The organism is Acidimicrobiia bacterium (genome assembly GCA_041393965.1).
Classification (GTDB): Bacteria; Actinomycetota; Acidimicrobiia; order Spongiisociales; family UBA5794; genus UBA5794.
In genome coordinates, this window is the sequence record JAWKJB010000001.1 from 329,741 (window position 1) to 350,194 (window position 20,454).

The window sequence follows — 20,454 nt, forward strand, 5'->3', positions numbered from 1 at the left end:
CGTAGAAGGAGGCGGTCCATGCCGGTGACAATCGAAGCCACACCGAACCCTCGAGCGATGAAGTTCAGTGTCGGATCCCCCGTCGGCGGTCCGGTCACCGTGACGGACGCTGCGTCCGCCGATGAACCGTTCGCGTCGATCCTCGCGCTCGACGGCGTCGCCTCGGTATTTGCAACGGCGGATTTCGTCACGGTGACGCGATCCGTTGACGCCGAGTGGTCGGGGTTGTCAAAGATTATCGCCGAGATCCTCGACGAGGCATTCTCCTGACCGTCAGACGGCCCCAAAGGTTCGGTTCGGCGACTGTTCAAGGAAGGTCGGCTGCGACGGGAAGCGATGTCACAACCCAACCCCTTGTCGGCTCGTTCGCAAGCTCGAGCGTGACCGCCCGGACGGGGTCGCGCACGAAGCCGTCTTCGGCGCGGGTGACGGTGCGATAGGCAACCGAAATCACGGTCTCGTCGGCGGCCTCGTCGATCGAGAACACCCTCGCCCACTCGACAAACGATTCCGTGTCGTCCGGATCCCGGTGGGGCAGCAGCGCTGCAAGTCCCGGGTCGCCGAGGGCCGCTTCGAGACTCGCGAGGGTTTCGGGCGAACCGTCCCGCGTGAAGTAGTCGGTCACGAACCATTCGGCCACAAGGATCGGGATCCTTTGCTCCGTGGCGAGTGGCTCACCGGCGATCGCCATGAGATCGGCCTCACTGATGCTGCCAAGCGGCTCTGCAGGCATGGCTGGTGCCAGCGGCGTGTCGACCGTCTCGGATATCACCTCGGCGGGAACGGTGGCAGCGGCGGTCGCGGGAGTCGCGGCTGGTGTCGGGGATGTCGAACCGAGGAACCTCATCACGAGAAAGAGGACAACGACGGCAGCAACGGCCGTCCCCGCGAAGTAGATCCTCCGATCGACGGCGGGCTTGGCATCCGCGACCAGGGTCGACCACGGGATCGCCTCGTATTCCTCTGCTTCCATGTGTCACCTCTCCGGTAGGACGAAGACCTGCCCCGGGAAGATGAGGTTGGGGTTGTCGCCGATCACCTCACGGTTCAGGTCGTAGATGGCGTGCCACAGATCGCTTATCTCTGCACCCGACACGGCGCCGCGGTCCGATTCGCTCATCAGGATGGACCGAGCGATGCTCCACAGGCAGTCACCGGACACGACCATGTATGACCCAGCCCGTGTCGGTGACATCGGCGGGACACGGCTCGCAAGCCTCGTCGGCGAGGCATCTGATCCGGTAGCGGGCTGCACCGCCTGCGGATCGTCCACCATGACGCTGCGAAGGGTCAGAGCCGATCCGGTCTCCTCGGAGACCGCCATCACCCGCTCGCGTTGCGGAACCACCGATGCAGCTGCCGGGAGCAGCCGCCACGACATGAGTCCGATGAGCGCGCTGGCCACGATCGAAGCCGTCCGGGATCGCCGATGCCTCCTCGGCCTTCCCTCGGGCGGTGGTGTTGCGATACCGAGCGCGAGGACCCAGATCCGGTCGCCAACGAACCAGAGAACCGACAGCCCGAGCAGCACCACGAGATACAACGATGCGAAGTCATTGGCGAAGGGCAGAAACGATTCGGATGCCACGCGACCAACCTGCCAAAACGGAGGCCCCGATACAAGACCCCTGTTCGAAAACCAAGCCAACCGGTATCTCCGGATCGACTGGTTCAGCCCGCGGGGAGGAGCTCGGCGGCCGGTGAAGCGGCCGCCAATCCAGCATCGGTCGTCACGACGGGGGCATCGAGTCGGTTGGCAAGCTCTATGTACCCAGCGTCAACAAGCCTCAGATTGTGGCGAAGGTCCCACGCTCCAATCAGGAGTGGGGAGAGAAGATGACGCTGAATCGGGGCAGCGGCAACACGCTTGAGTCGCGTGGTGACCTGACGACAAGTGAGTTCTCCCGCTCGCTGGAGGCGTCCCAGTGCGGAGAGCACTTCGGCATCGAAGTGAGCGGGGACATGAAGTTCGTGACCGCTGAGTCGATCCCGCACCGCGGCCGCCATTGGCGACCCGACGAGCAAGTCAACCATTGCAGAGGCATCCATGATGACTCTTTCAGCCACGGTACTCGAGGTCGTGCTTGGCAGAAGCTACCGCCTGCGTCAGAATCAAGACACCCGGGCAAACGGCGACATCGGCGCGGGAGGCGAACCGCATCTGATCGCGTTTTCCCTGGTCAGAGCACTACAACCGGCCCTACCCGCCGATGTAGCTCATCTCGACCTTGGGATCGGCGAGGGGAACACCGCCCCGGAGCTCCGAATACCGGTCCTCCCGTTCCGTCCATGTCGTGTGGATGATCGCGGTGAGGTCCTCGTCGCTCGCTCCGGATCGGATCGGGCCTCGCAGGTTAATGCCGGAACCGGCGAACAGACAGGTGTACAGGCTGCCTTCGGCTGAGAGCCGAAGTCTCGTACACGAACCACAGAACGGCTGACTGACGGAGGAGATGAAGCCGATCTCCCCTGCGCCGTCCACATAGCGCCACCGCTGCGCGACCTCACCCCGGTATGCTGCCTCGACGGGTTCGATCTCCCAGCGGCTGTTGATCACAGCAGCGACTTCTGCTGAGGGGACCACATCTTCGAGCACCCATTGGTTGGTTGTGCCGACATCCATGTACTCGATGAAGCGGATCGTGTGCCCCGTTCCACGGAAGTGCGCAGCGAGGGGAAGAACCTGATCGTCGTTCCATCCCCTGCGTAACACAGCGTTGATCTTGATCGGTCCGAGCCCTGCTGCGGATGCCGTGTCGATCGCGTCGAGAATCACCGAAACATCGACATCCGTGTCGACGAGCTGCTTGAACCGGTCGTTGTCGATCGAGTCGAGGCTCACCGTGATCCTTCCGAGCCCCGCGTCGGCGAGTGGTGCCGCCATCTTCGCCAGTTGGAGGCCGTTGGTGGTCATCGCGAGGTCGGAGACACCATCGATCTCGGCGATGGACCGCACCAGGGTGTCGATCTCACGCCGGAGGAGTGGCTCACCTCCCGTGAGCCGGATCTTCGTCACGCCGAGGGAGGTCGCGATCGATGCAATCCTCGTGATCTCGGCATAGGTGAGGATGGCTGAACGATCCAGATAGGTGTGCTTGTCGTACACCTCCCGCGGCATGCAGTACACGCACCGGAAACTGCACCGGTCGGTGACCGAGATCCGAAGATCACGCATCGGGCGATCGAGGGTGTCGCGCACCATGGCCGAAACGCTAGTGGTCTCAAGCGGTGCAATCTCCGGCCGCTGCCTTGATACGGTTCGGAGCGATACGAGGCCGAACCACCCCCAAAAAGTTGACCTTTTTGTTGAACGGGAACCCTGGGTACGGGTTGACGCCCGGTCAGGTGACGAGGTCGAGGAATTCGGCGCGGGTTCGGGCGTCGGAGCGGAAGGTGCCGCGCATGGAGCTGGTCACCATGTTGCTCTCCTGCTTTTGGACGCCGCGCATCATCATGCACAGGTGCTTGCCCTCCATCACGACACCGACACCGTGCGGGTCGAGGATGTTCAAAAGGGCGTCCGCGACCTGGTTCGTGAGCCGTTCCTGTACCTGAAGGCGCCGAGCGTAGACATCGACGATTCTGGCGATCTTGGAAAGGCCGATGATCTTGCCCTTTGGCAGGTATGCCACGGTTGCACTCCCGAAGAAGGGCAACATGTGGTGTTCGCACATCGAGTAGAACTCCACATCTCGCACCACGACCATTTCTTCGGCGCCCTCCGCGTCGAAGATCGCTCCGTTGACCACATCGTCAAGCGAGGTCGTGTAGCCGCTGGTGAGGAAGTCGAGTGCCTTGGCGACCCGCAACGGAGTTCGCTGAAGACCCGCCCGATCGGGATCCTCGCCGATCTCGACGAGCTGGGACCGTACGAGGTCCTCAAGCCGGGGGGCATAGACCTCCGCCGAATCATCGAATCCTTCGGCCCTTGTCACATACGGTGAGCTGATCTCGTGCACGCGCGCCGGGGGCACCTCGTCGTTGTGATCCGCCATCTCCGCAGCGATGTCGCGAGCGCTTCTCCCAGAAACGGGATGAATCCAGTCGGGCACGACATCGGCAACCGGAATCGCGACATGCTTGTGGAGCTCCATGTCGGGGTCCGGAATCGACCAGTCCTCGAAGTCCTTCACGAGGTCGTCGTAGAACACGATGTCGAGGTCGATCGTACGCGGTTCGTTCGGGTCGTCGGTTCTGACCCTTCCAAGACCCCGCTCGATGGTCCGCAGGACCTCTCGGAGGTCCTCGGGGTTGAGCGATGTCGAAACCAGCACGGCGACATTGAAGAAGTCTGGCGCGTCGCTGTCCCCCACCGCCACGGTATCGAAGCAGGCGCTGACCTCTTCGACGGTCACATGCGGTGTGCGGCGAAGAAGCCGCACGGCTTCCGGGACGCACCTATCTCGATCGATATTGGATCCCGCAAGCAGCACGGCCCTCGAGATGTGATCTGACACGGCGCTCCCTTCAGTCCTCGCCGTTATCAACGCGCGATCGGGTGATGCTGATTCCCACGGATCGCGCGTGGCGAAGCGCACCGGGCTTCTCGACCGTGACCGTGACCCGCTCAACACCGTCGTGGGCCAAACAGATGCCGGCCAGTTCGCTCGCGAGTCGCTCAACGAGCATCGGCCTCCCTCCCTCGATGTGGGCAATCATCTCCTTGGTGATGGTTCGGTAGTTGACCGCGTCGTTGATGTCGTCAGACTCGGCTGCTGGCCGAGTGTCGGTGAACAGCACGGCATTGACGAGGATCTCCTGTTCGTTGACCCGTTCGTCCGGGTTGATCCCGATGATGCCGCGCAGTGACAGGTCGCGGATGACGATCCGGTCCAGATGGTCCGATTGCTCCATGTCTCCGGGAGGCTACCGACCGTCCGATGCGCGCATGGCGGCTGTTACAGGAGGTGGCCGCCACCATCGACCCGAACGATCTCGCCGGTGATGAAGTCGTTGCGGCACAAGAAGACCACCGTGTCGGCGACCACCTCTGCGCCCCCGACGCGTGCGAGGGGCAGGGTCGCTGCGAGGCGTTCGGCATAGGTGCCGTCCTCGTCGACGGGGGGCAAGATGACACCCGGCGCCACCGCATTGACGCGGATCCGCGGCGCGAGCTCGAGGGCGGCGACCCGGGTGAGCGTGTCCAAACCCCCTTTCGCGAGCAGGTACGACAGGTGCTCCCGGTACGGATGGGCTGTACGCACATCCGAGATGTTGACGACCGCACCGTCCATCTCCTCGGGCAGGGCTTCAGCCATGGCCTTGATCAGCATCAGCGGCGACTCCAGGGACACCGACCTTGCATCCCGGACGCCTTCAAGGGTGACATCGGCCAGAGAGTCCTTCGGGAAGATCGATGCGCTGTTGACGAGGATCGATACGGGGCCGAGCGCGGCGGCTGCGTCCGCCATCAGCATCGAAGCGGACAGCGGGGCCGAGAGGTCGGCCGAACCGATGGCAGCCGTTCCCCCGTCGCTGAGGATCTCGTCTCGGACCTCGGTCGCGGCGACATCGCTCAAGTTGTAGTGGATGTAGACCCGGGCGCCGGCGCGTGCAAGGGCGAGGCAGATCGCCCGCCCGACACGGACGCCTCCGCCCGTGACCACTGCGGTTCGACCCTCAAGATCCATGGATGCAGCGTACCGGTGGCGCCGCTCGACCGGTTCAGACGGATGAACCGGTGGGCACCCGGGTACTCGGCCTTTTCGGCGGACGGCTCCTAAGCTCGTGTCCGTGAGTACGAACGACCCCAAACCGGGCCGGTGGATCCTTCCGGTCGTCATCGCGGCGTTGATCGGCTTCACCTACCTGTTCGTCAATGCCCTTCCTGCGGCCGATGTCGCTGCTTCGACGAGCACGACCTCGTCGACAACGACAACGCTCGCCGCGACCACGACCACATCAACGACCCTTCCGAACGACATCCTCGCCTTTCTCCAGGAAGTGGATCGATTCGAAACCGAGGCACTCTCCCTCCAAACGGACCTCGATGCGGTGAACGATGCCTGGGAGAACCGTGACGACACCGGCGCGACGATCGATGAGACGAGAGAGGGTTTCCAGGATGTCGCAGACAGGGCGCAGGTCCTCGCGAACCAGGTAGCGGCCGCCATCGTCCCCGAGCCATTCCCGGCGGAGTGGCCCGACACGATCATCGCTGCGCAACTCCTCGTGACGCGGGCCGACGAGGTGCTTGACGGCCTCGCGGCTCCCGATGACGGCAGCGAACGCCGGGCTGCGGTGAAAGCCTACGGCGAGGCGACAACGGCGTTCACCCAGCAGCTCGACGCGGTGCGGGCACTCAAGCCGTAGCCGTGCCCTCGCCACGATCCGAGCGATGGTGGAACCGCCCTGAGGTGTGGGCCGGCGCAGCTCTGTCAGGATTCGCGGCGGTCGACTCGTTCAGCCCGTCGCTCATGCCGAGAACGACCGGGCACCAGGCGCTCCTCGCTGGGCTTTCGGGCACCGCAGGGTGGGTCGCGGGTTCTGCCATCTATGCGATGGGGGCGAGGACCGACAGCGCGGTGTCCGACACCGCCATCATGACAACGATCGCAACGGCCGGTCTTGCATCGCGAAACCTCATCCCGTGGCATGAACAGGAGCCGCCATGGAGGGCACCGGTGCGGTCCATGTCCACCATCGTCGGCGCGGGCGCCGCGTCGGCGGCCACCATCACAGCGGTTCGCAACTCGCGACGCCGGATAGCGGTAGGAGTCGCAGTTGGGGGTGTCGGAGCACTCATCGGAGCAGTCAGCGTCCGGCGCGAGATCGCCGATCAGGCCGTCAACCGGGACGCCCTCGACCGGGATCCCCCGAAGCCATGGCGGGCCCTCATCCAAGGTGCAGGAATTCTCGGAGGTCTCGGGGCCCTGATCGGGGGCTACCGGTCGTCGGGCGGAGCGCTTGCCCGAATCATGAACCGCCGCCTCGGCGTACCGCCCCAGGTCGCGAGATACACGGGAGATGTCCTCGCGACGGCGGTGTGGGTCCTCGGCGTGAGGACGGCGTATCAGTCCGTTTCGACCGGGCTTGCCCGCTACGATCGTGTCGTCGATCCCGGCTACGACCAGCCACCGACAACGCCGGCACGCTCGGGTGGTCCCGGCTCCGAAGTACCGTGGTCGCGCCTCGGTCGCCAGGGCCGGCGATTCATCACCGATGCCCCAACACGCGACGACATCGCGACCGTCATGGGGACATCTGCCGTTGCAGAACCCGTGCGGGTGTTCGTCGGGTACGACGCGGCTCGTTCCGCCGAAGCACGGGTCGCGCTCGCCATGGCCGAGCTCAAACGCACCGGAGCATTCGATCGAGAGGTGCTGATCGTTTCATGCCCCGCGGGAACGGGCTATGTGAACACCCTCCCGATGGAGGTCGCGGACTACGCCCTCCTCGGCAACTGTGCCGCGGTCGCCGTCCAATACGCCCGGCTCCCATCGCTGATGGCGCTCCAGCACACCCGTTCGGGCGCGAACCACCATCGGTTGCTGCTCGCAGCGATCCGGGACCATCTCGATCTCGTACCCACCGAGGACCGCCCGCGCCTCGTCGTGTACGGTGAGAGCCTCGGGGCGTGGGCGGGCCAGGACGCCTTCATCGGCGGTGATGTGATCTCCATACGCGCCTTCGGCGTTTCCGAGGCGCTCTGGGTCGGAACGCCCTACTACAGCAAGTGGCGTCACGAGGCGCTCTATGAGGGAAGGGCCCCCGAAGGGACGATCGAGCAGGTGAACGACATCGGTCAGCTCGATACCGATTCGCACGAACGAATCGTCACCCTCCTCACCCACTACAACGATCCGGTCGACCGGCTGAACGCCACAATGTTCTACCGCGAGCCCTCTTGGCTGATGGAGTCGCCGCGCAAACCCGGTATCTCTCCCCGCCAGCGATGGCGACCGATCATCACGGCATTCCAGTCGATCGTCGATGCGGCCAACGCAACCAACCCGACTCCGGGTGTCTTCCGATCGGTCGGCCACGACTATCGAGCTGATCTCCCTGCGGTGACGGTCGCCGCGTATCGACTTCCGGAACCGACACCCCAGCAGTGGGCCCGAATGCTCGCGAGGCTCCAGCGCGACGAACGAGCACGCGTCAATGCCATGCGCCTCGCGGAAAAGCCCCTCTTCGTGCTCAGCGACGAGGACCTCGGCCAGTAGGTCTCCGAAGTCTCTTCCGTGCAGCGGAGCCGCAGGCTCGGATCTACGCGAGCGCCTCACAGATCGTCTCGGTCATCAGCGCCGCAACCAGATACGGGTCAGCGTTCGCATTCGGTCGACGATCCTCGATATAGACCTTCTTGTCGACCTCGACCTGCCATGGGATGCGTACCGATGCGCCACGGTCCGACACACCGTAGGAGAACTCCGACCACGGCGCCGTTTCGTGGAGGCCGGTGAGACGATCCTCGATGCCTGCTCCGTAGAACCTGACATGGTCCTGTGCTTTGTCCCCGAGCGCCTCACACGCCGCAACGACCGCGTCGTAGCTCTCACGCATGGCCTTGGTCGAGAAGTTCGTGTGCATCCCCGCACCGTTCCAATCGCCTTTGACGGGCTTCGGATCCAGTGTCGCCGAGATATTGGAGTCCTCTGCGCAGCGGTACAGCAACCAGCGGGCAAGCCAGATCGAGTCCCCGACCTCGACGGGATCGACCGGGCCGATCTGGAACTCCCACTGTCCGATCATGACCTCAGCGTTCGTGCCGGATATGGCGAGGCCCGCTGCGATACAAGCCTCGGTGTGCGCCTCGACCACCTCACGACCCCAAATCTCGTCGGCACCGATGCCGCAGTAGTAGCCCCCTTGCGGCGCAGGAAACCCACCGATCGGCCAGCCGTGGGGTCGCCCGTCCTTGAAGAAGGTGTACTCCTGCTCCATGCCGAACCATGGCTCCTGGTCCGCGTACTTCGCAAACGCCTCGACGACCCTTGCCCTCGTATTCGACTCGTGCGGCGTCATGTCCGTATCGAGCACCTCGCACAGGGCGAGCACGCTGTTGCCGCGCCGGATCGGATCAGGTACGACTTTGACCGGGCGAAGCACACAATCGGAGGAACTCCCCGGGGCCTGCTCCGTCGACGAACCGTCGAAGCCCCAGATGGGGAGCTCCTCGCCGTCGGGAATCACCTTCGTCTTGGAGCGCAACTTCGCGGTCGGCTTCTGACCATCGATCCAGATGTACTCGGCTCGGTAGGGCATGGTTTCTCGCTTTCGGTTGGTGGCGGCGTTGAACACCCCGCCTGCGTCGGAAGCATCGCAGGGGGTGGTTTCGCCCCGGTAACGCCAATGTGAACACTGTGTTTCGTTCCCGCGATCAGCTGGGCACTTCGCCCGAAGTTCCGTACGATGGCGCAATGGGTACCGAAACAGCTGGTCGCGGCAGGCAACAGGAATATGTTCTCAGCACCGTTCAGAAGCGAGGCATTCGCTTCATCCGGCTCTGGTTCAGCGATGTCCAGGGGTTCCTGAAGTCCTTCGCGATCACCCCAGCGGAGCTTGAACTGGCTTTCGAGGAAGGAGTCTCGTTCGATGGTTCGTCCATCGACGGCTTCTCGCGGAGTCACGAGGCAGACATGCTCGCCAAACCCGACCCGACCACCTTTCAGATCCTCCCGTGGAAGTCCGGGGAGGATGCCGTTGCAAGGATGTTCTGTGACATCGTCACACCGGATGGCGATCCGTTCCCCGGTGACCCGCGCCATGTGTTGCGTCGTAACCTCGAGCGAGCGGCGGAGCTCGGCTATTCGTTCTATGTGGCACCCGAGATCGAGTACTTCTACTTCGCGGACAGCTCGCCAGACCCGAAGGTGCTCGACCAGGGTGGCTACTTCGACCTGACACCGCTCGATGTGGCCCAGCAGTACCGGAGATCTACGATCACGATGCTCGAGCATCTCGGCATCCCGGTGGCGTTCAGTCACCACGAGGTGTCGCCGTCCCAACACGAACTCGACCTCCGCCACACCGACGCGTTGACCATGGCGGACAACATCACAACGACTCGCCTCGCGGTCAAAGAGATCGCCCTCGAACACGGCATCCACGCGACCTTCATGCCGAAACCGCTCGAGGCGTTCGACGGATCGGGGATGCACCTGCATCTCTCCCTGTTCGAAGGGGATGTGAATGCCTTCCATGACGCAAGCGGCGAGTACGGGCTCTCGAAGGTCGCGCGAGGATTCATCGCGGGTCTGCTCCGCCACGCCGCCGAGATCACGGCAGTCACCAACCAGTGGGTCAACTCGTACAAGCGGCTCGTTGGGGGATTCGACGCTCCGACATGGGAGACATGGGCCCGAAACGACCAGAGTGCCCTCGTGCGGGTTCCCGCAACGAGGAAAGGGAAGATCGATGCCACGAGGATCGAGTTTCGATCACCGGATCCGGCATGCAACCCGTACCTCGCCCTTTCGGTGATTCTCGCCGCCGGTCTCGCCGGAGTCGCCAACAACTACGAGCTTCCGCCCGCGATGGGCTCCGAGATTCGCACGATGTCCGACGAGGAACGCACGACCGCGGGGATTCGCCACATCCCTCGCAACCTCGCTGATGCCATCAAAGCCATGGAGAACTCCGAGCTCGTGCGCGATGCGCTCGGAGATCATGTGTTCGCGTGGTTTCTCAGGAACAAGAAACGCGAATGGTCCCGCTACGAACAGCATGTCTCACGGTATGAGCTCGAGGAATACCTTCCGGTGCTGTGATGTATCTCGTCGTTCATCCCGCATCGCCATCGAGCGCCCTCACGGCCGCGCTGCTTGCGGCGGGACATCATCCGGTTCCTGTTGGGGGCCTCGACGAGGCTGCGGCGAAAGAACCCGAGGAAGGCTGGGGTGGCGCGGTCGTTGAGTTGGGTTCGGATCCTTCGGCCGGTCTCACCTTTGCTGCGAAACTCCGAGATGAGACCCAACTCCGGGTCCTTGTCGTGGTCGACCGAACCTTCACCACCGACCTCGACGGCGAGTCCGAATTCGATGACTTCGTCCTCACGCCGATCGATACGACCGAATTGCGGGTAAGGCTTTCGAGGCTCGGTGTCGAAGTCGACCACCCGGAGGGTGAATTCGTAGCGCGGTTCGCAGACCTCGAGCTGAACACCGCCACCTATCAGGCGACGATCGCAGGGGATCCGATCGATCTCACCTATATGGAGTATGAGCTGCTGCGGTTCCTCGTCGAACACCAGCACCGTGTGTGGAGCCGCGAACAGATCCTGTCGAAGGTGTGGGGCTACGACTACTTCGGTGGTTCTCGGACCGTCGATGTCCATGTGCGTCGGCTCCGGGCCAAGCTCGGCGAGGAACGGGCGTCGTGGATCACCACGGTGCGCTCGGTCGGCTACCGCTTCGGCTGAACCGAACAGAACCGGGCCCTCCTCACGGGCACCAGATCACCGAGCCTCCAGATGTCGAGCGGAAGGCTCAGAATCCAAGCCAGGCGACCTCGTCGAGGGTTGTGAGATCCGAAGCCATGACGCCGTTCTGTGAGACGGTGTAGATGGTGTCGCCGATCACGAGTGATCGCATGATCGGGGCACTCCATTCATCGCACGCGTCACAGGTCGAATCACCCATGCGGTGGGTGATCTCCCCGACAGCCTCGACGGATTGGCTCGTCGCGCGTACGGCGACCGCACCGGAGAACCCACGGTCGGACTTCGCAAGCTCGTCCCAGCCCCAACGCTGCATCGGGATCACGGCGAGGTCTTCGGGGGCCCACCACAGGAAGGCATGGTGGTCCCATTCGGCATCCGAGTACGCGCCGTCGAAGGTGAGGCGCGACATGCGGATCGGGTTCGCAGGGTCCGAAACATCGAAGACCGAGATCTGCGTTCCGGTCGTGCGTCCCTCGTCGGTGGCATCTTGGCCGACACCGAGGATCAGTTCGTCGCCGATGGGATGGAGGTAGGCGGAGTAGCCGTTGATCTTGAGCTCACCCGTCACCCGTGGCTGGCGGGGATTCGACAGGTCGATGACATATAGGGGATCCACCTGCCGGAATGTCACGACATATCCCCGGTCGCCGATGAAACGGACCGAGTAGACCTGCTCGTTCTTGCCGAGCCCGCCCACTGCGCCGATGCGGTTGAGGCGTTCACCGGTTCGCCGCATGGTCACGACGGAGGTCGTTGGGGTTCCCGAGCCACGCCACCACGGCGAGTTGTCGGTGACCACGACTCTGAGAACACCGTCGTATTCGTCGAGTGAGAACTGCGAGTGCAGGGTTCCTTTCACCTTGCCCGACGCCACATACCGCGCTTGGCGGGGATCGGAGATGTCGAACTGGTGGATTCTCGTTGTCACCTCGGGCGTGTCGTCATCGCGGGCGTCAACGGGCCACCAGCGCCATGGCGCGGTCGCCACATAGAGATTGTCGTGGGAGGCATACACCGTGTCGCCTTGGGCGAGAAGCCCCATGCCCCCGTGCGGTGTCAGCGGCTCGTCGAGATCGATGCTCATCACCGACAGCATCGACAGGCCCGCGAACTCGTCGGGATATCCGACCGTGTCACAGTCGAGGAGCGGACCATCCGCAGTCGTCCCTGCGATGTGGTTTTCGAGGACATACCACGGGACCCATTGCTCGATCGTCGAAGCTTCAATGATCTTCTTGTTGCGTTCGGTCGCAGCACGCTCGGCCCTGAGTCCGGACCCCTCCGGATACGACCATTCGAAACCGACGGGGGCCGATTGGGACACGAGCCGTACCACCCCGCCCGTCATCCGTGACGAGACGATGGAGCCGTCGAAGGTGAGGGTGCGAACCGCTTCCATGGAGTCGGGGGCACGCACATCCACCTCGACGAGGACGGTGCGGGGGCTGTGGTAGCCGTATCCGTCCGGAGCGATATCGGTCTCGAAGACCGGGCCGCCATACCCGCCGGCGCCCGTCATGACAAGGAGTCGGTCACCGGAGAGGAACAGCTGTTGACCCCGCCCTTCGAGGGGAATCGAAGCCGCGATGTGTGGGTGGTCGGTCGTGACATCGATCCAATACAGCCGACCCGTCGCCACGACGAAGATCCGCTCACCGTCGGTCTTGACCACATCGGGCTCGTCGACACCGAGGACCTGCACATTCGTCGTCGAGAACGGCTGGGATGGTGCGGCCTGATCTGCGGTGATCCGGCCTGCGCCGTCCTCGGCGGCGAACATGATCTCAGGAACGGGGAACCCGAAGTCGCCGTCGAGCCCGTACGGGCCGACCCGTTCGATCGCTGCGGCTTTGACATGGTCGAGGAAGTCCTGGCACGAGTCGAATGCCTGTACCGGCGCTCCCGCTGCGAAGATCGCATGGCTCCCCGACGGCGGAAACCCCACGACCGTGGGGCTCGTTGCTTCCGATTCGGAAATCGTGCATGCGCTTGCGGCAATGGCGAGGACCGCCGCTGCGGTGATCAGTGAGCGTGCCATGGGGTTCCTCCCTCGACGGTCTCAGTGCTACGACGGTCGACGGCGCGTCTGAGGTTCCCAGGGCGGGAACCGACGGCTCCCGGCCGGGCTCAGCCGAACTCGATGCCCTGTGCGAGAGGAAGGTCCGCCGACCAGTTCACGGTGACGGTTTGGCGGCGCATGTATGCCTTCCAGGCGTCCGAACCCGACTCACGCCCACCACCGGTCTCCTTCTCCCCGCCGAAGGCGCCGCCGATCTCCGCCCCGGAGGTTCCGATGTTGACATTGGCAATGCCACAGTCGGACCCCTCCGCGGACAGGAAGCGCTCCGAGGTGCGAAGCGAGTTGGTGAAGATCGCAGAGGACAGGCCCTGGGGAACTCCGTTGTTGACCGCAAGGGCCTCTTCGAATGACGACACCTCGATGAGATACATCATCGGGCCGAAGGTCTCCTCCTGGGCGATGGGGGCATCCTTCGGGAGCCGCACGAGTGTCGGCTCGAAGAAGTAGCCGGTTCGATCAGGCTCGTGACCACCCGCGAGGAGCTCGCCTCCCTGCTCGAGTGCAATGGCGAGGGCGGCTTTCGTGGTGTCGACGGCTGCCTTGCTGACGAGCGGCCCGACGAGGGTGCCGTCGTCGAGTGGATCGCCCATGGGGATCTGTTCGTAAGCCGCAACGAGTTTCTTGATCAGCAGGTCGGCGACATCCTTGTGGACGATCAGGCGACGCAGCGAGGTGCATCGCTGGCCCGCGGTTCCCGCCGCCGCGAAGAGGGCGCCACGCAGCGCGAGGTCGAGATCGGCGTCGTCCATCACGATGATGGCGTTGTTCCCACCGAGCTCGAGCAGGGAACGGCCGAGCCGTTTGGCGACCTGCGTGCCGACCTGTTGCCCCATCCGCACCGATCCGGTGGCCGAGATCAGCGGAAGGCGGCGATCATCGACCATCGCGGCGCCGATCGGGTCCACATCGCCGACCGTGAGGCCGAAGACCCCCTCGAAGCCGGAGCCATCCATGACCTCGTGGCAGATGTTCTGGACCGCAATCGCCGTCAGAGGTGTCACGGGGGAAGGTTTCCAAATCATTGTGTCGCCACACACGGCACCGATGAACGCGTTCCATGACCACACCGCCACGGGGAAGTTGAACGCCGTGATGATCCCGATTGGTCCGAGGGGATGCCACTGTTCGAACATCCGGTGGCGTGGTCGTTCCGAGGCAATCGTCAATCCGTACAGTTGGCGGGACAGGCCGACCGCGAAGTCCGCGAGATCGATCATCTCTTGGACCTCACCCTCCCCTTCTGCCTTGATCTTGCCGACCTCCATCGACACGAGCGCGCCGAGCGGCTCCTTGTACTCGCGCAGTGCGTTCCCGATCCGTCGCACATAATCGCCGCGTTGGGGCGCTGGGACCATTCGCCATTGGGCGAATGCGGTTTGGGCGGCCTCGACGGCGGCCTCGTAGTCGTCGGCGCCTGCCATCCGGACGGCGCCGATTGATTGCTCCGTTGCGGGATCGATCGATTCGATGGTGGCCCCTGAGCCGTGGCGCCACCCAGCCGCATAGGCACCGGAGTTGTCAGGGTCGATACCGAGGGCGGAGAGGGCAGATTCACGATTCATGGGTTCTCCTCGATGGTCCGTGGGCGGTCCGTCGTGACGCAGCGACGCCCAACGGATGCCCGTCTGGGTTCAAGGGTAGATGACCGGTGTGGGGACGAACCCCTCATCGGGCGGCGATGCACTCGATCTCAACGAGGAAACCGCCCGGGAGAGCACCCGCCTGCACCGTTGCCCGCGCTGGCTTGGCATCGCCGACATACTCCGCGTAGACCTCGTTCACGGCGCCGAAATCATCGATGTCCGCGAGGAAGATCGAAGTCTTGACGATGTCGTCGTAGCCGAGGTCGAGATCCCCGAGCACGGCACCGATGTTCTGCATCACCTGATGCGTCTGCTGGGTGATGCCCCCTTCGACCGGCTGACCCGACTTGGGTTCAACCGGCACCATTCCCGAACAGAACACGAAACCGTGTGCTTCGGTCGCAAGGCTGTAAGGCCCGAGTGCGGCTGGCCCGCTCGGCGGGCTATGGACGGTCTTGGGCATGTTTCAGATTCCAGATGTCAGATGTCAGATGTCAGATACCAGATGTCAGATTCCAGATTCCAGATGTCAGATGTCAGAAGTCAGATGGGTTGGCGATTGGTCAAGAGAAGCTCTTGCCACAACCGCAGCCTCCGGTGGCGTTCGGGTTGTCGATCGCGAATCCTGCGCCGTCGAGGCCGTTGTCTTTGAAGTCGATGGTTGCCCCGTCGACCATCATCATGCTCTCAGCATCGACCACCACTGAGACCCCGTCGACTGTGGTGACAGTGTCCGAATCGTCGATGACCGAATCGAAGAACATGTCGTAGGCGTATCCGGAGCATCCTGCACGCTTGACGGCGAGCCGAAGCGCGCTGGCCTCGCCACCATCTGCCTCGATGAGCTCTTTCACCTTCGCCGCGGCGTCCGATGTGAGCATGACGCCGGGTGTCGGGGGCCCGTCGGGTGAGAACCGTATGTCGTGGCCGGTCTGGGAGTCCTGGACGGTCACATCGCCTCCATGGGATTTCGGTACGGGTACCGATGATAACGACACCGCGCCGAACCGCCGACGAAATCTCGCCGGACGCAAGCGAGCCGTTCATGTGATCGACACCGCGAGCGGTCGATTCTCGTGCCGATAGGCTCATGGAGATGAGCATCGTGGAGGACATCAGGTCGACCCTTGCGAGGGTGATCGATCCCGAGTTGGGCACCGACATCGTCGATCTCGGCATGGTCGGGGACATCTCGGTCCGCGACGGGATCGCAACCATCGGTCTCGCCCTGACGATCGCGTCGTGCCCGATGCGGGGCCAGATCGAAGGCGACATCATCAGGCGCGTCGGTGCGATCCCCGGGGTGGAGAGCGTCGATGTCGTCACCACCGTGATGTCGCCGGAGCAGCGCGCAACGCTGATGGAACGCGCACGCCTCCGCGCACGCGAAACGGCAGCCCCTACAGCGATCGACCCGTCGACGCGAGTTGTTGCCGTCGGCTCTGGCAAAGGCGGAGTCGGCAAGTCGTCACTCAGCGTCAACCTCGCGCTGGCGATCAAGGCCCAGGGCCATTCCGTCGGCCTCCTCGACGCCGACATCTGGGGCTTTTCCACCCCTCGCATGCTCGGGATGACCGCGGTACGGCTCACCGCAAACGAGGACCGCAAGATCGTTCCGATCCTCACCAACGGAGTTCATCTGGTGTCGACGGGGCTGCTGCTCGACGACGAGGCCACGGCACTGATGTGGAGGGGCCTGATGCTGTCCAAGGCCCTTGAGCAGTTCCTCAACGATGTGGCCTGGCCATCAGATCTGGGCTACCTGGTCGTCGACATGCCGCCCGGCACCGGGGATGTACAGATGGCGCTTTCGCGCCTGCTCCCACAGGCCGAGATGGTTGTGGTCACGACACCGCAACTCGCCGCGCAGAGGGTCGCGGCGAGGATCGCCGACATGGCAAGGCGTTCACACATGCCGATCGTGGGTGTGATCGAGAACATGGCGGGCTTCACCACCGACACCGGCGACCATTACGCGATCTTCGGGGAGGGCGGCGGCGCTGCGCTTGCCGAAGAGCTCTCCGTCCCGTTGCTGGGATCGGTACCCATCGACCCGTCGGTGAGCATGGGCTCGGATGCCGGCGAACCGATCATCATCAACAATCCCGACACCGCGGCCGCCAAGGCGATCACGGAAGCCGCCGCAGAGATCACACGCCTTCTTCCCCCCCTCGCCCTCGACACATGCATCGGCCGCCTCTCCGCGCTATAGGTCGATGTTTACGCGAACCCTGGGTACGCGTGCGCGCCTAGCAGAGTTCTCGTACCAGGGGGTAGGGGTTGACCCAGTCGCTGGCGGGAGGGGCGTACTGGAAGTGGAGGTGCGGGAGCCAGTCGGGGGCGTTGCCCGAGCTGCCGTTGAAGCCGATCGTATCGCCAGCGGACACGGCAAGACCCTTCTGTACACCGTCTGCGAGCGATTCGAGGTGGGCGTAGTAGTAACGCGAGCCCGAATCACCGGTGAGGTAGATCGAGATGCCGCCGAGCGAACTGCTCGAGGTTCTCGTGATCACACCGGTCTCGATCGCGACCAGGGGAGCATTCCTGACCGCCATCATGTCGACCCCTTTGTGGGTGCGTCCCCCCGAACGCCGGGCTCCCCACGAATCGGAGAAGCTCGTGGCGGCGTTGACCGGACATGTCTTTCCGTCCGTCACAACCGGTGGCGGCGCCGAAGGCGGTGTTGTGGTGGTCGTGCTCCCCTGCGTGGTTGTGGTGGTCGCCTCCGCGGTCGTGGTCGTTGCGACGGTCGTCGGCGGTGTCCGAGTCGTGTTCGGAGATGCCGTCGTGGAGGTCGCCGCTGGGGCTTCTGCGGCAGCCGCGGCGGCGCGGGCAGCCTCCTCCCGCTTGCGGCGCTCCTCTTCCTCGCGCCGTTTCCGCTCTTCCTGTTCGGCAAAGGCGACAGCCACCTTGTTGTAGGCGAGGTCTGCCTGTTCGAGCGCCGCGAGGATGTCATCACGAAGCGAGGTGATCGACTCGACGAGGGCGGTCTGATCCGCAAGCGTCGCATCGAGCAGCGCCTGCTGGTCCCGGTGATGCGCCTCGGCTGCCTCAAGGCCCCGCAGGGTGATCAGGTCCATCTCTCCGACGAGGGCGTAGTACTCGCCCTGGACCGGCAACTGGTCGAAGGTCGCGGCGGAGAACAGGCGCTCGGTACCGGTCGGGCCGCCGGACATGTAGCGACTCCGCACCAACTCTCCCACCTCGACCTTGCGGTCAGCGATGTCGAGTTCCAGCGCGGAGATCGTCCGCGCGAGGGCAGCGATCTTCTCCCGTGCGATCTCCTCATCCGCGACCGCTTGCTCGAACTCCGCGGTTGCTTCGGCAAGGGACGCGGCGGCTTCAGATCGTGCCTCGCGGGCGCGGTCGACATCGGCCTGTGTGATTTCGGATCCGCCCTGCGCGTACGCGGGAGCTGCAACCGCCATGGCGACGGCAACGGCTACGAGGACTCTGAGTCGCATCGCTCCCCTTCTCGAAGGCGAACCTGTGTTTGCTCCTCCGCCACGCCCTCACCGAACCATACCTCCCCATCGGCAAAAAGCTTCTTCAACTGCACCGCCACCTGCCGCACCGTTGCCGTACGAAGCCCCGCAGGAACACCCACATACACCGTATCGATGATGTCACCGATGGTGTGCGCACCGTGCCTGATCGCGTCGAGGATCTGGGCCTCGCGGGCGATACGATGGTCGATGTACTCGTTGATGACCGCGCCGGCATCGTCGATGGAAGGGCCGTGTCCCGGCTCGATTCGCGCAACGGCGAGATCCCGAACCCGGTACAGGCTCTCGAGATAGGTCGCAGCATCCTCGATCACCACGGTCGACCCGCCCATGATGTGGTCACCGGTGAGGAGGATGTCGTCGAGCTTGAAACAGAGGTGGTCAGCCGTGTGACCAGGGGTGTGCACCGCCGTCACCGCCCGTTCCCCGAACACGATCTCGCCGCCGTCTGCGAGGCGCATGTCGGGAACGAAGCCCGGCCCGACGCCGTACCCGTACACCGGGACCCCGAGCCGGCGCGCAAGGGGGTTCGCCAGCGGGGCATGGTCGGGATGGGTGTGGGTGGCAACGACCCCGACAGGCGTGCGGCCGCCGATGGCGACCCCGATCGCGGCCTCGTGGGAGGCGATGACGGGGCCCGGATCAACGATGAGGACCTCATCCCGGTCACTGAGGAGGTAGGTGTTCGTGCCGGGACCCGTGTACAGGCTCGGGTTCGGGGCGAGCACGCGTTCGATCACGAGCCGTGCCTGAACTCCGCCGGGACCGTGCCCCCGCGGCGCAGCACCTCGGTCATCCGGTCGAGGATCGTCGGATCACTCTGTGCAGGGCCCGCCTCCTCCCAGCCCTCGTCGTCGGGTGTCAGGAGATACACCTCGGAGTCGGTCACGACCAGCCTCGGCTGCACCGCAGGCACCGACCCGACACGCTCAAGGCGCGAGATGAGTGAACCGCTCGACGACTCGCCAGCGAGCAGACGGAGGGTCCTGCGCGTCGGATAGGCAAGCTCCCACCGGCGATCCCCGTCGAGCTTGAGCGCTTCTTGCGGAGTCACCCAGGCCATGTCGATGAGCTCATCACCGTCGATCGTCCCGTTGATGTGGTCTTCGACCACCGCAACGAAGAAACGGGTGTCGAAACCGATCGGAAAAACCGCCGGTGTGATCCAGTTCGCGAAGTAGAAAAGTGCCCCGAGATCGAGACTCACACCGGACGCCTCGACGGCGCCAAAGGCGTCCTCGGTGACATCGCGCTCGAGGGTTCCGTCGGTGGTGAGCCAGATGCCGGTCTCTTCGATCATCTCGCGCAGCGCGGCCACGCGCCACGCGTCGACCGGTGGTGTGCCGAACCCCGCCGGAGGGCTGGCATCGGTGTCGTCGACTGCCCCACCGGGGAAAACCCACACGCCAGGCATGAAGTTCGCATCCATCGTGCGTTGCACCATCAGGACCTCAAGGTGTCCGGGATCACGAACAACGCAAACCGTCGATGCCGGTCTCACGGCACGACAACCCATCTTGCCCTGAGTTTGGCGATGAACCACGACCGAAGGGCCTCACGGAACGCAGGGATCAACAGCAGGAAACCCACGAGGTCGGTCAGAAAACCCGGAGTGAGCAGCAGCGCACCGGCAACGAGGATCATTGCGCCGTGGACAAGGGTCCGCGACGGCGACTCGCCCCGCGCGATCTCGGCTTGGAGTTGGCGCCAGGCGCCCCGGCCCTGTCTCGAGACCATCGCCGATCCGATCACCGCGGTGAGCACGACGATCAGGAGCGTCGGCCAGATACCGATCCAGCCACCCACCACGATGAACAGAACGATCTCGATGATCGGAACGGTGACAAACAGTGCAAACAGCCAGGTCCCTACACGCATGCTCCAAGGCTAGGCCGATCGCTC

Annotated in this window: 22 protein-coding genes and 1 pseudogene; 6 read left to right on the plus strand and 17 right to left on the minus strand. The window is 64.1% G+C overall.

Translation table 11 applies throughout. The features are described 5' to 3' along the window. Positions 1 to 18: 18 nt before the first annotated feature. The gene (locus R2823_01700) at positions 19 to 270 is read left to right on the plus strand and encodes a NifU N-terminal domain-containing protein (protein ID MEZ5174905.1); all 252 of its coding nucleotides are present in this window, start codon (positions 19 to 21) and stop codon (positions 268 to 270) included. Positions 271 to 307: 37 nt separating this feature from the next. Here the strand turns inward: R2823_01700 and R2823_01705 are convergent, their stop codons facing one another. The 8 genes and pseudogenes from R2823_01705 to R2823_01740 all read right to left on the minus strand — a co-directional run bounded on the left by R2823_01705 (position 308) and on the right by R2823_01740 (position 5,630). Beyond that, complete coding sequence (locus R2823_01705) at positions 308 to 973, minus strand: hypothetical protein (protein ID MEZ5174906.1); 666 nt, start codon at positions 971 to 973, stop codon at positions 308 to 310. Between the two features lie 3 nt (positions 974 to 976). Continuing rightward, complete coding sequence (locus R2823_01710; GenBank protein ID MEZ5174907.1) at positions 977 to 1,588, minus strand: LysM domain-containing protein; 612 nt, start codon at positions 1,586 to 1,588, stop codon at positions 977 to 979. 83 nt (positions 1,589 to 1,671) lie between these two features. Then, positions 1,672 to 2,049, minus strand: coding sequence for a type II toxin-antitoxin system VapC family toxin (locus R2823_01715; GenBank protein ID MEZ5174908.1), 378 nt, complete (start codon positions 2,047 to 2,049; stop codon positions 1,672 to 1,674). A gap of 151 nt (positions 2,050 to 2,200) precedes the next feature. After that, a complete protein-coding gene (moaA, locus tag R2823_01720; GenBank protein MEZ5174909.1) occupies positions 2,201 to 3,202 on the minus strand; it encodes a GTP 3',8-cyclase MoaA in 1,002 nt (333 codons plus the stop codon). Between the two features lie 139 nt (positions 3,203 to 3,341). After that, positions 3,342 to 3,995 (minus strand): GTP cyclohydrolase I FolE, encoded by a 654-nt coding sequence (gene folE, locus R2823_01725; protein ID MEZ5174910.1) that lies wholly within the window; start codon positions 3,993 to 3,995, stop codon positions 3,342 to 3,344. 63 nt (positions 3,996 to 4,058) lie between these two features. After that, positions 4,059 to 4,574: pseudogene (gene folK / locus R2823_01730) on the minus strand (2-amino-4-hydroxy-6-hydroxymethyldihydropteridine diphosphokinase). Next, positions 4,468 to 4,854, minus strand: coding sequence for a dihydroneopterin aldolase (gene folB / locus R2823_01735; protein MEZ5174911.1), 387 nt, complete (start codon positions 4,852 to 4,854; stop codon positions 4,468 to 4,470). The pseudogene folK and the gene folB overlap by 107 nt, the downstream one beginning before the upstream one ends. 44 nt (positions 4,855 to 4,898) lie before the next feature. Next, positions 4,899 to 5,630, minus strand: a complete 732-nt coding sequence (locus R2823_01740; GenBank protein MEZ5174912.1) for an SDR family oxidoreductase — start codon at positions 5,628 to 5,630, stop codon at positions 4,899 to 4,901. Positions 5,631 to 5,733: 103 nt separating this feature from the next. Between R2823_01740 and R2823_01745 the strand changes: the two genes are divergently transcribed. Further along, positions 5,734 to 6,312 (plus strand): hypothetical protein, encoded by a 579-nt coding sequence (locus R2823_01745; protein MEZ5174913.1) that lies wholly within the window; start codon positions 5,734 to 5,736, stop codon positions 6,310 to 6,312. 44 nt (positions 6,313 to 6,356) lie between these two features. After that, complete coding sequence (locus tag R2823_01750; GenBank protein ID MEZ5174914.1) at positions 6,357 to 8,165, plus strand: alpha/beta-hydrolase family protein; 1,809 nt, start codon at positions 6,357 to 6,359, stop codon at positions 8,163 to 8,165. A 43-nt stretch (positions 8,166 to 8,208) separates the two neighbouring features. On the opposite strand, the gene glnII is transcribed toward R2823_01750, so the two are convergent. Beyond that, positions 8,209 to 9,207: a glutamine synthetase GlnII gene (gene glnII / locus R2823_01755; protein MEZ5174915.1), complete on the minus strand. Its 999-nt coding sequence runs from the start codon at positions 9,205 to 9,207 to the stop codon at positions 8,209 to 8,211. Positions 9,208 to 9,362: 155 nt separating this feature from the next. On the opposite strand from glnII, the gene R2823_01760 reads away from it, so the two are divergent. Together R2823_01760 and R2823_01765 are read left to right on the plus strand one after the other, a co-directional pair. Continuing rightward, positions 9,363 to 10,712: a glutamine synthetase family protein gene (locus tag R2823_01760; protein MEZ5174916.1), complete on the plus strand. Its 1,350-nt coding sequence runs from the start codon at positions 9,363 to 9,365 to the stop codon at positions 10,710 to 10,712. Further along, complete coding sequence (locus tag R2823_01765; GenBank protein ID MEZ5174917.1) at positions 10,709 to 11,362, plus strand: response regulator transcription factor; 654 nt, start codon at positions 10,709 to 10,711, stop codon at positions 11,360 to 11,362. The genes R2823_01760 and R2823_01765 overlap by 4 nt, the downstream gene beginning before the upstream one ends. Positions 11,363 to 11,429: 67 nt before the next feature. Here the strand turns inward: R2823_01765 and R2823_01770 are convergent, their stop codons facing one another. The 4 genes from R2823_01770 to R2823_01785 all read right to left on the minus strand — a co-directional run bounded on the left by R2823_01770 (position 11,430) and on the right by R2823_01785 (position 15,927). Beyond that, positions 11,430 to 13,421 (minus strand): beta-propeller domain-containing protein, encoded by a 1,992-nt coding sequence (locus R2823_01770; GenBank protein ID MEZ5174918.1) that lies wholly within the window; start codon positions 13,419 to 13,421, stop codon positions 11,430 to 11,432. 89 nt (positions 13,422 to 13,510) lie between these two features. After that, on the minus strand, positions 13,511 to 15,025 hold the full coding sequence (locus R2823_01775) for an aldehyde dehydrogenase family protein (GenBank protein ID MEZ5174919.1): 1,515 nt from the start codon (positions 15,023 to 15,025) through the stop codon (positions 13,511 to 13,513). 103 nt (positions 15,026 to 15,128) lie between these two features. Further along, positions 15,129 to 15,509 (minus strand): Rid family detoxifying hydrolase, encoded by a 381-nt coding sequence (locus tag R2823_01780; GenBank protein ID MEZ5174920.1) that lies wholly within the window; start codon positions 15,507 to 15,509, stop codon positions 15,129 to 15,131. Positions 15,510 to 15,609: 100 nt separating this feature from the next. Further along, positions 15,610 to 15,927 carry an iron-sulfur cluster assembly accessory protein gene (locus R2823_01785; protein ID MEZ5174921.1) on the minus strand — a complete coding sequence of 106 codons (318 nt, stop codon included), beginning with the start codon at positions 15,925 to 15,927 and terminating at the stop codon, positions 15,610 to 15,612. Positions 15,928 to 16,142: 215 nt separating this feature from the next. Between R2823_01785 and R2823_01790 the strand changes: the two genes are divergently transcribed. Next, positions 16,143 to 17,258, plus strand: a complete 1,116-nt coding sequence (locus tag R2823_01790; GenBank protein ID MEZ5174922.1) for a P-loop NTPase — start codon at positions 16,143 to 16,145, stop codon at positions 17,256 to 17,258. Between the two features lie 37 nt (positions 17,259 to 17,295). Here the strand turns inward: R2823_01790 and R2823_01795 are convergent, their stop codons facing one another. Genes R2823_01795 through R2823_01810 form a run of 4 tightly spaced genes read right to left on the minus strand, consistent with a single transcriptional unit; the run spans position 17,296 to position 20,430 of the window. Continuing rightward, positions 17,296 to 18,510: a M23 family metallopeptidase gene (locus R2823_01795; GenBank protein ID MEZ5174923.1), complete on the minus strand. Its 1,215-nt coding sequence runs from the start codon at positions 18,508 to 18,510 to the stop codon at positions 17,296 to 17,298. Continuing rightward, positions 18,489 to 19,292 (minus strand): MBL fold metallo-hydrolase, encoded by an 804-nt coding sequence (locus tag R2823_01800; protein ID MEZ5174924.1) that lies wholly within the window; start codon positions 19,290 to 19,292, stop codon positions 18,489 to 18,491. The genes R2823_01795 and R2823_01800 overlap by 22 nt, the downstream gene beginning before the upstream one ends. Continuing rightward, positions 19,289 to 20,068: an NUDIX domain-containing protein gene (locus tag R2823_01805; GenBank protein MEZ5174925.1), complete on the minus strand. Its 780-nt coding sequence runs from the start codon at positions 20,066 to 20,068 to the stop codon at positions 19,289 to 19,291. Before R2823_01805 ends, R2823_01800 begins: the two co-directional genes overlap by 4 nt. Beyond that, complete coding sequence (locus R2823_01810; GenBank protein ID MEZ5174926.1) at positions 20,050 to 20,430, minus strand: FxsA family protein; 381 nt, start codon at positions 20,428 to 20,430, stop codon at positions 20,050 to 20,052. Before R2823_01810 ends, R2823_01805 begins: the two co-directional genes overlap by 19 nt. Positions 20,431 to 20,454: the final 24 nt, after the last annotated feature.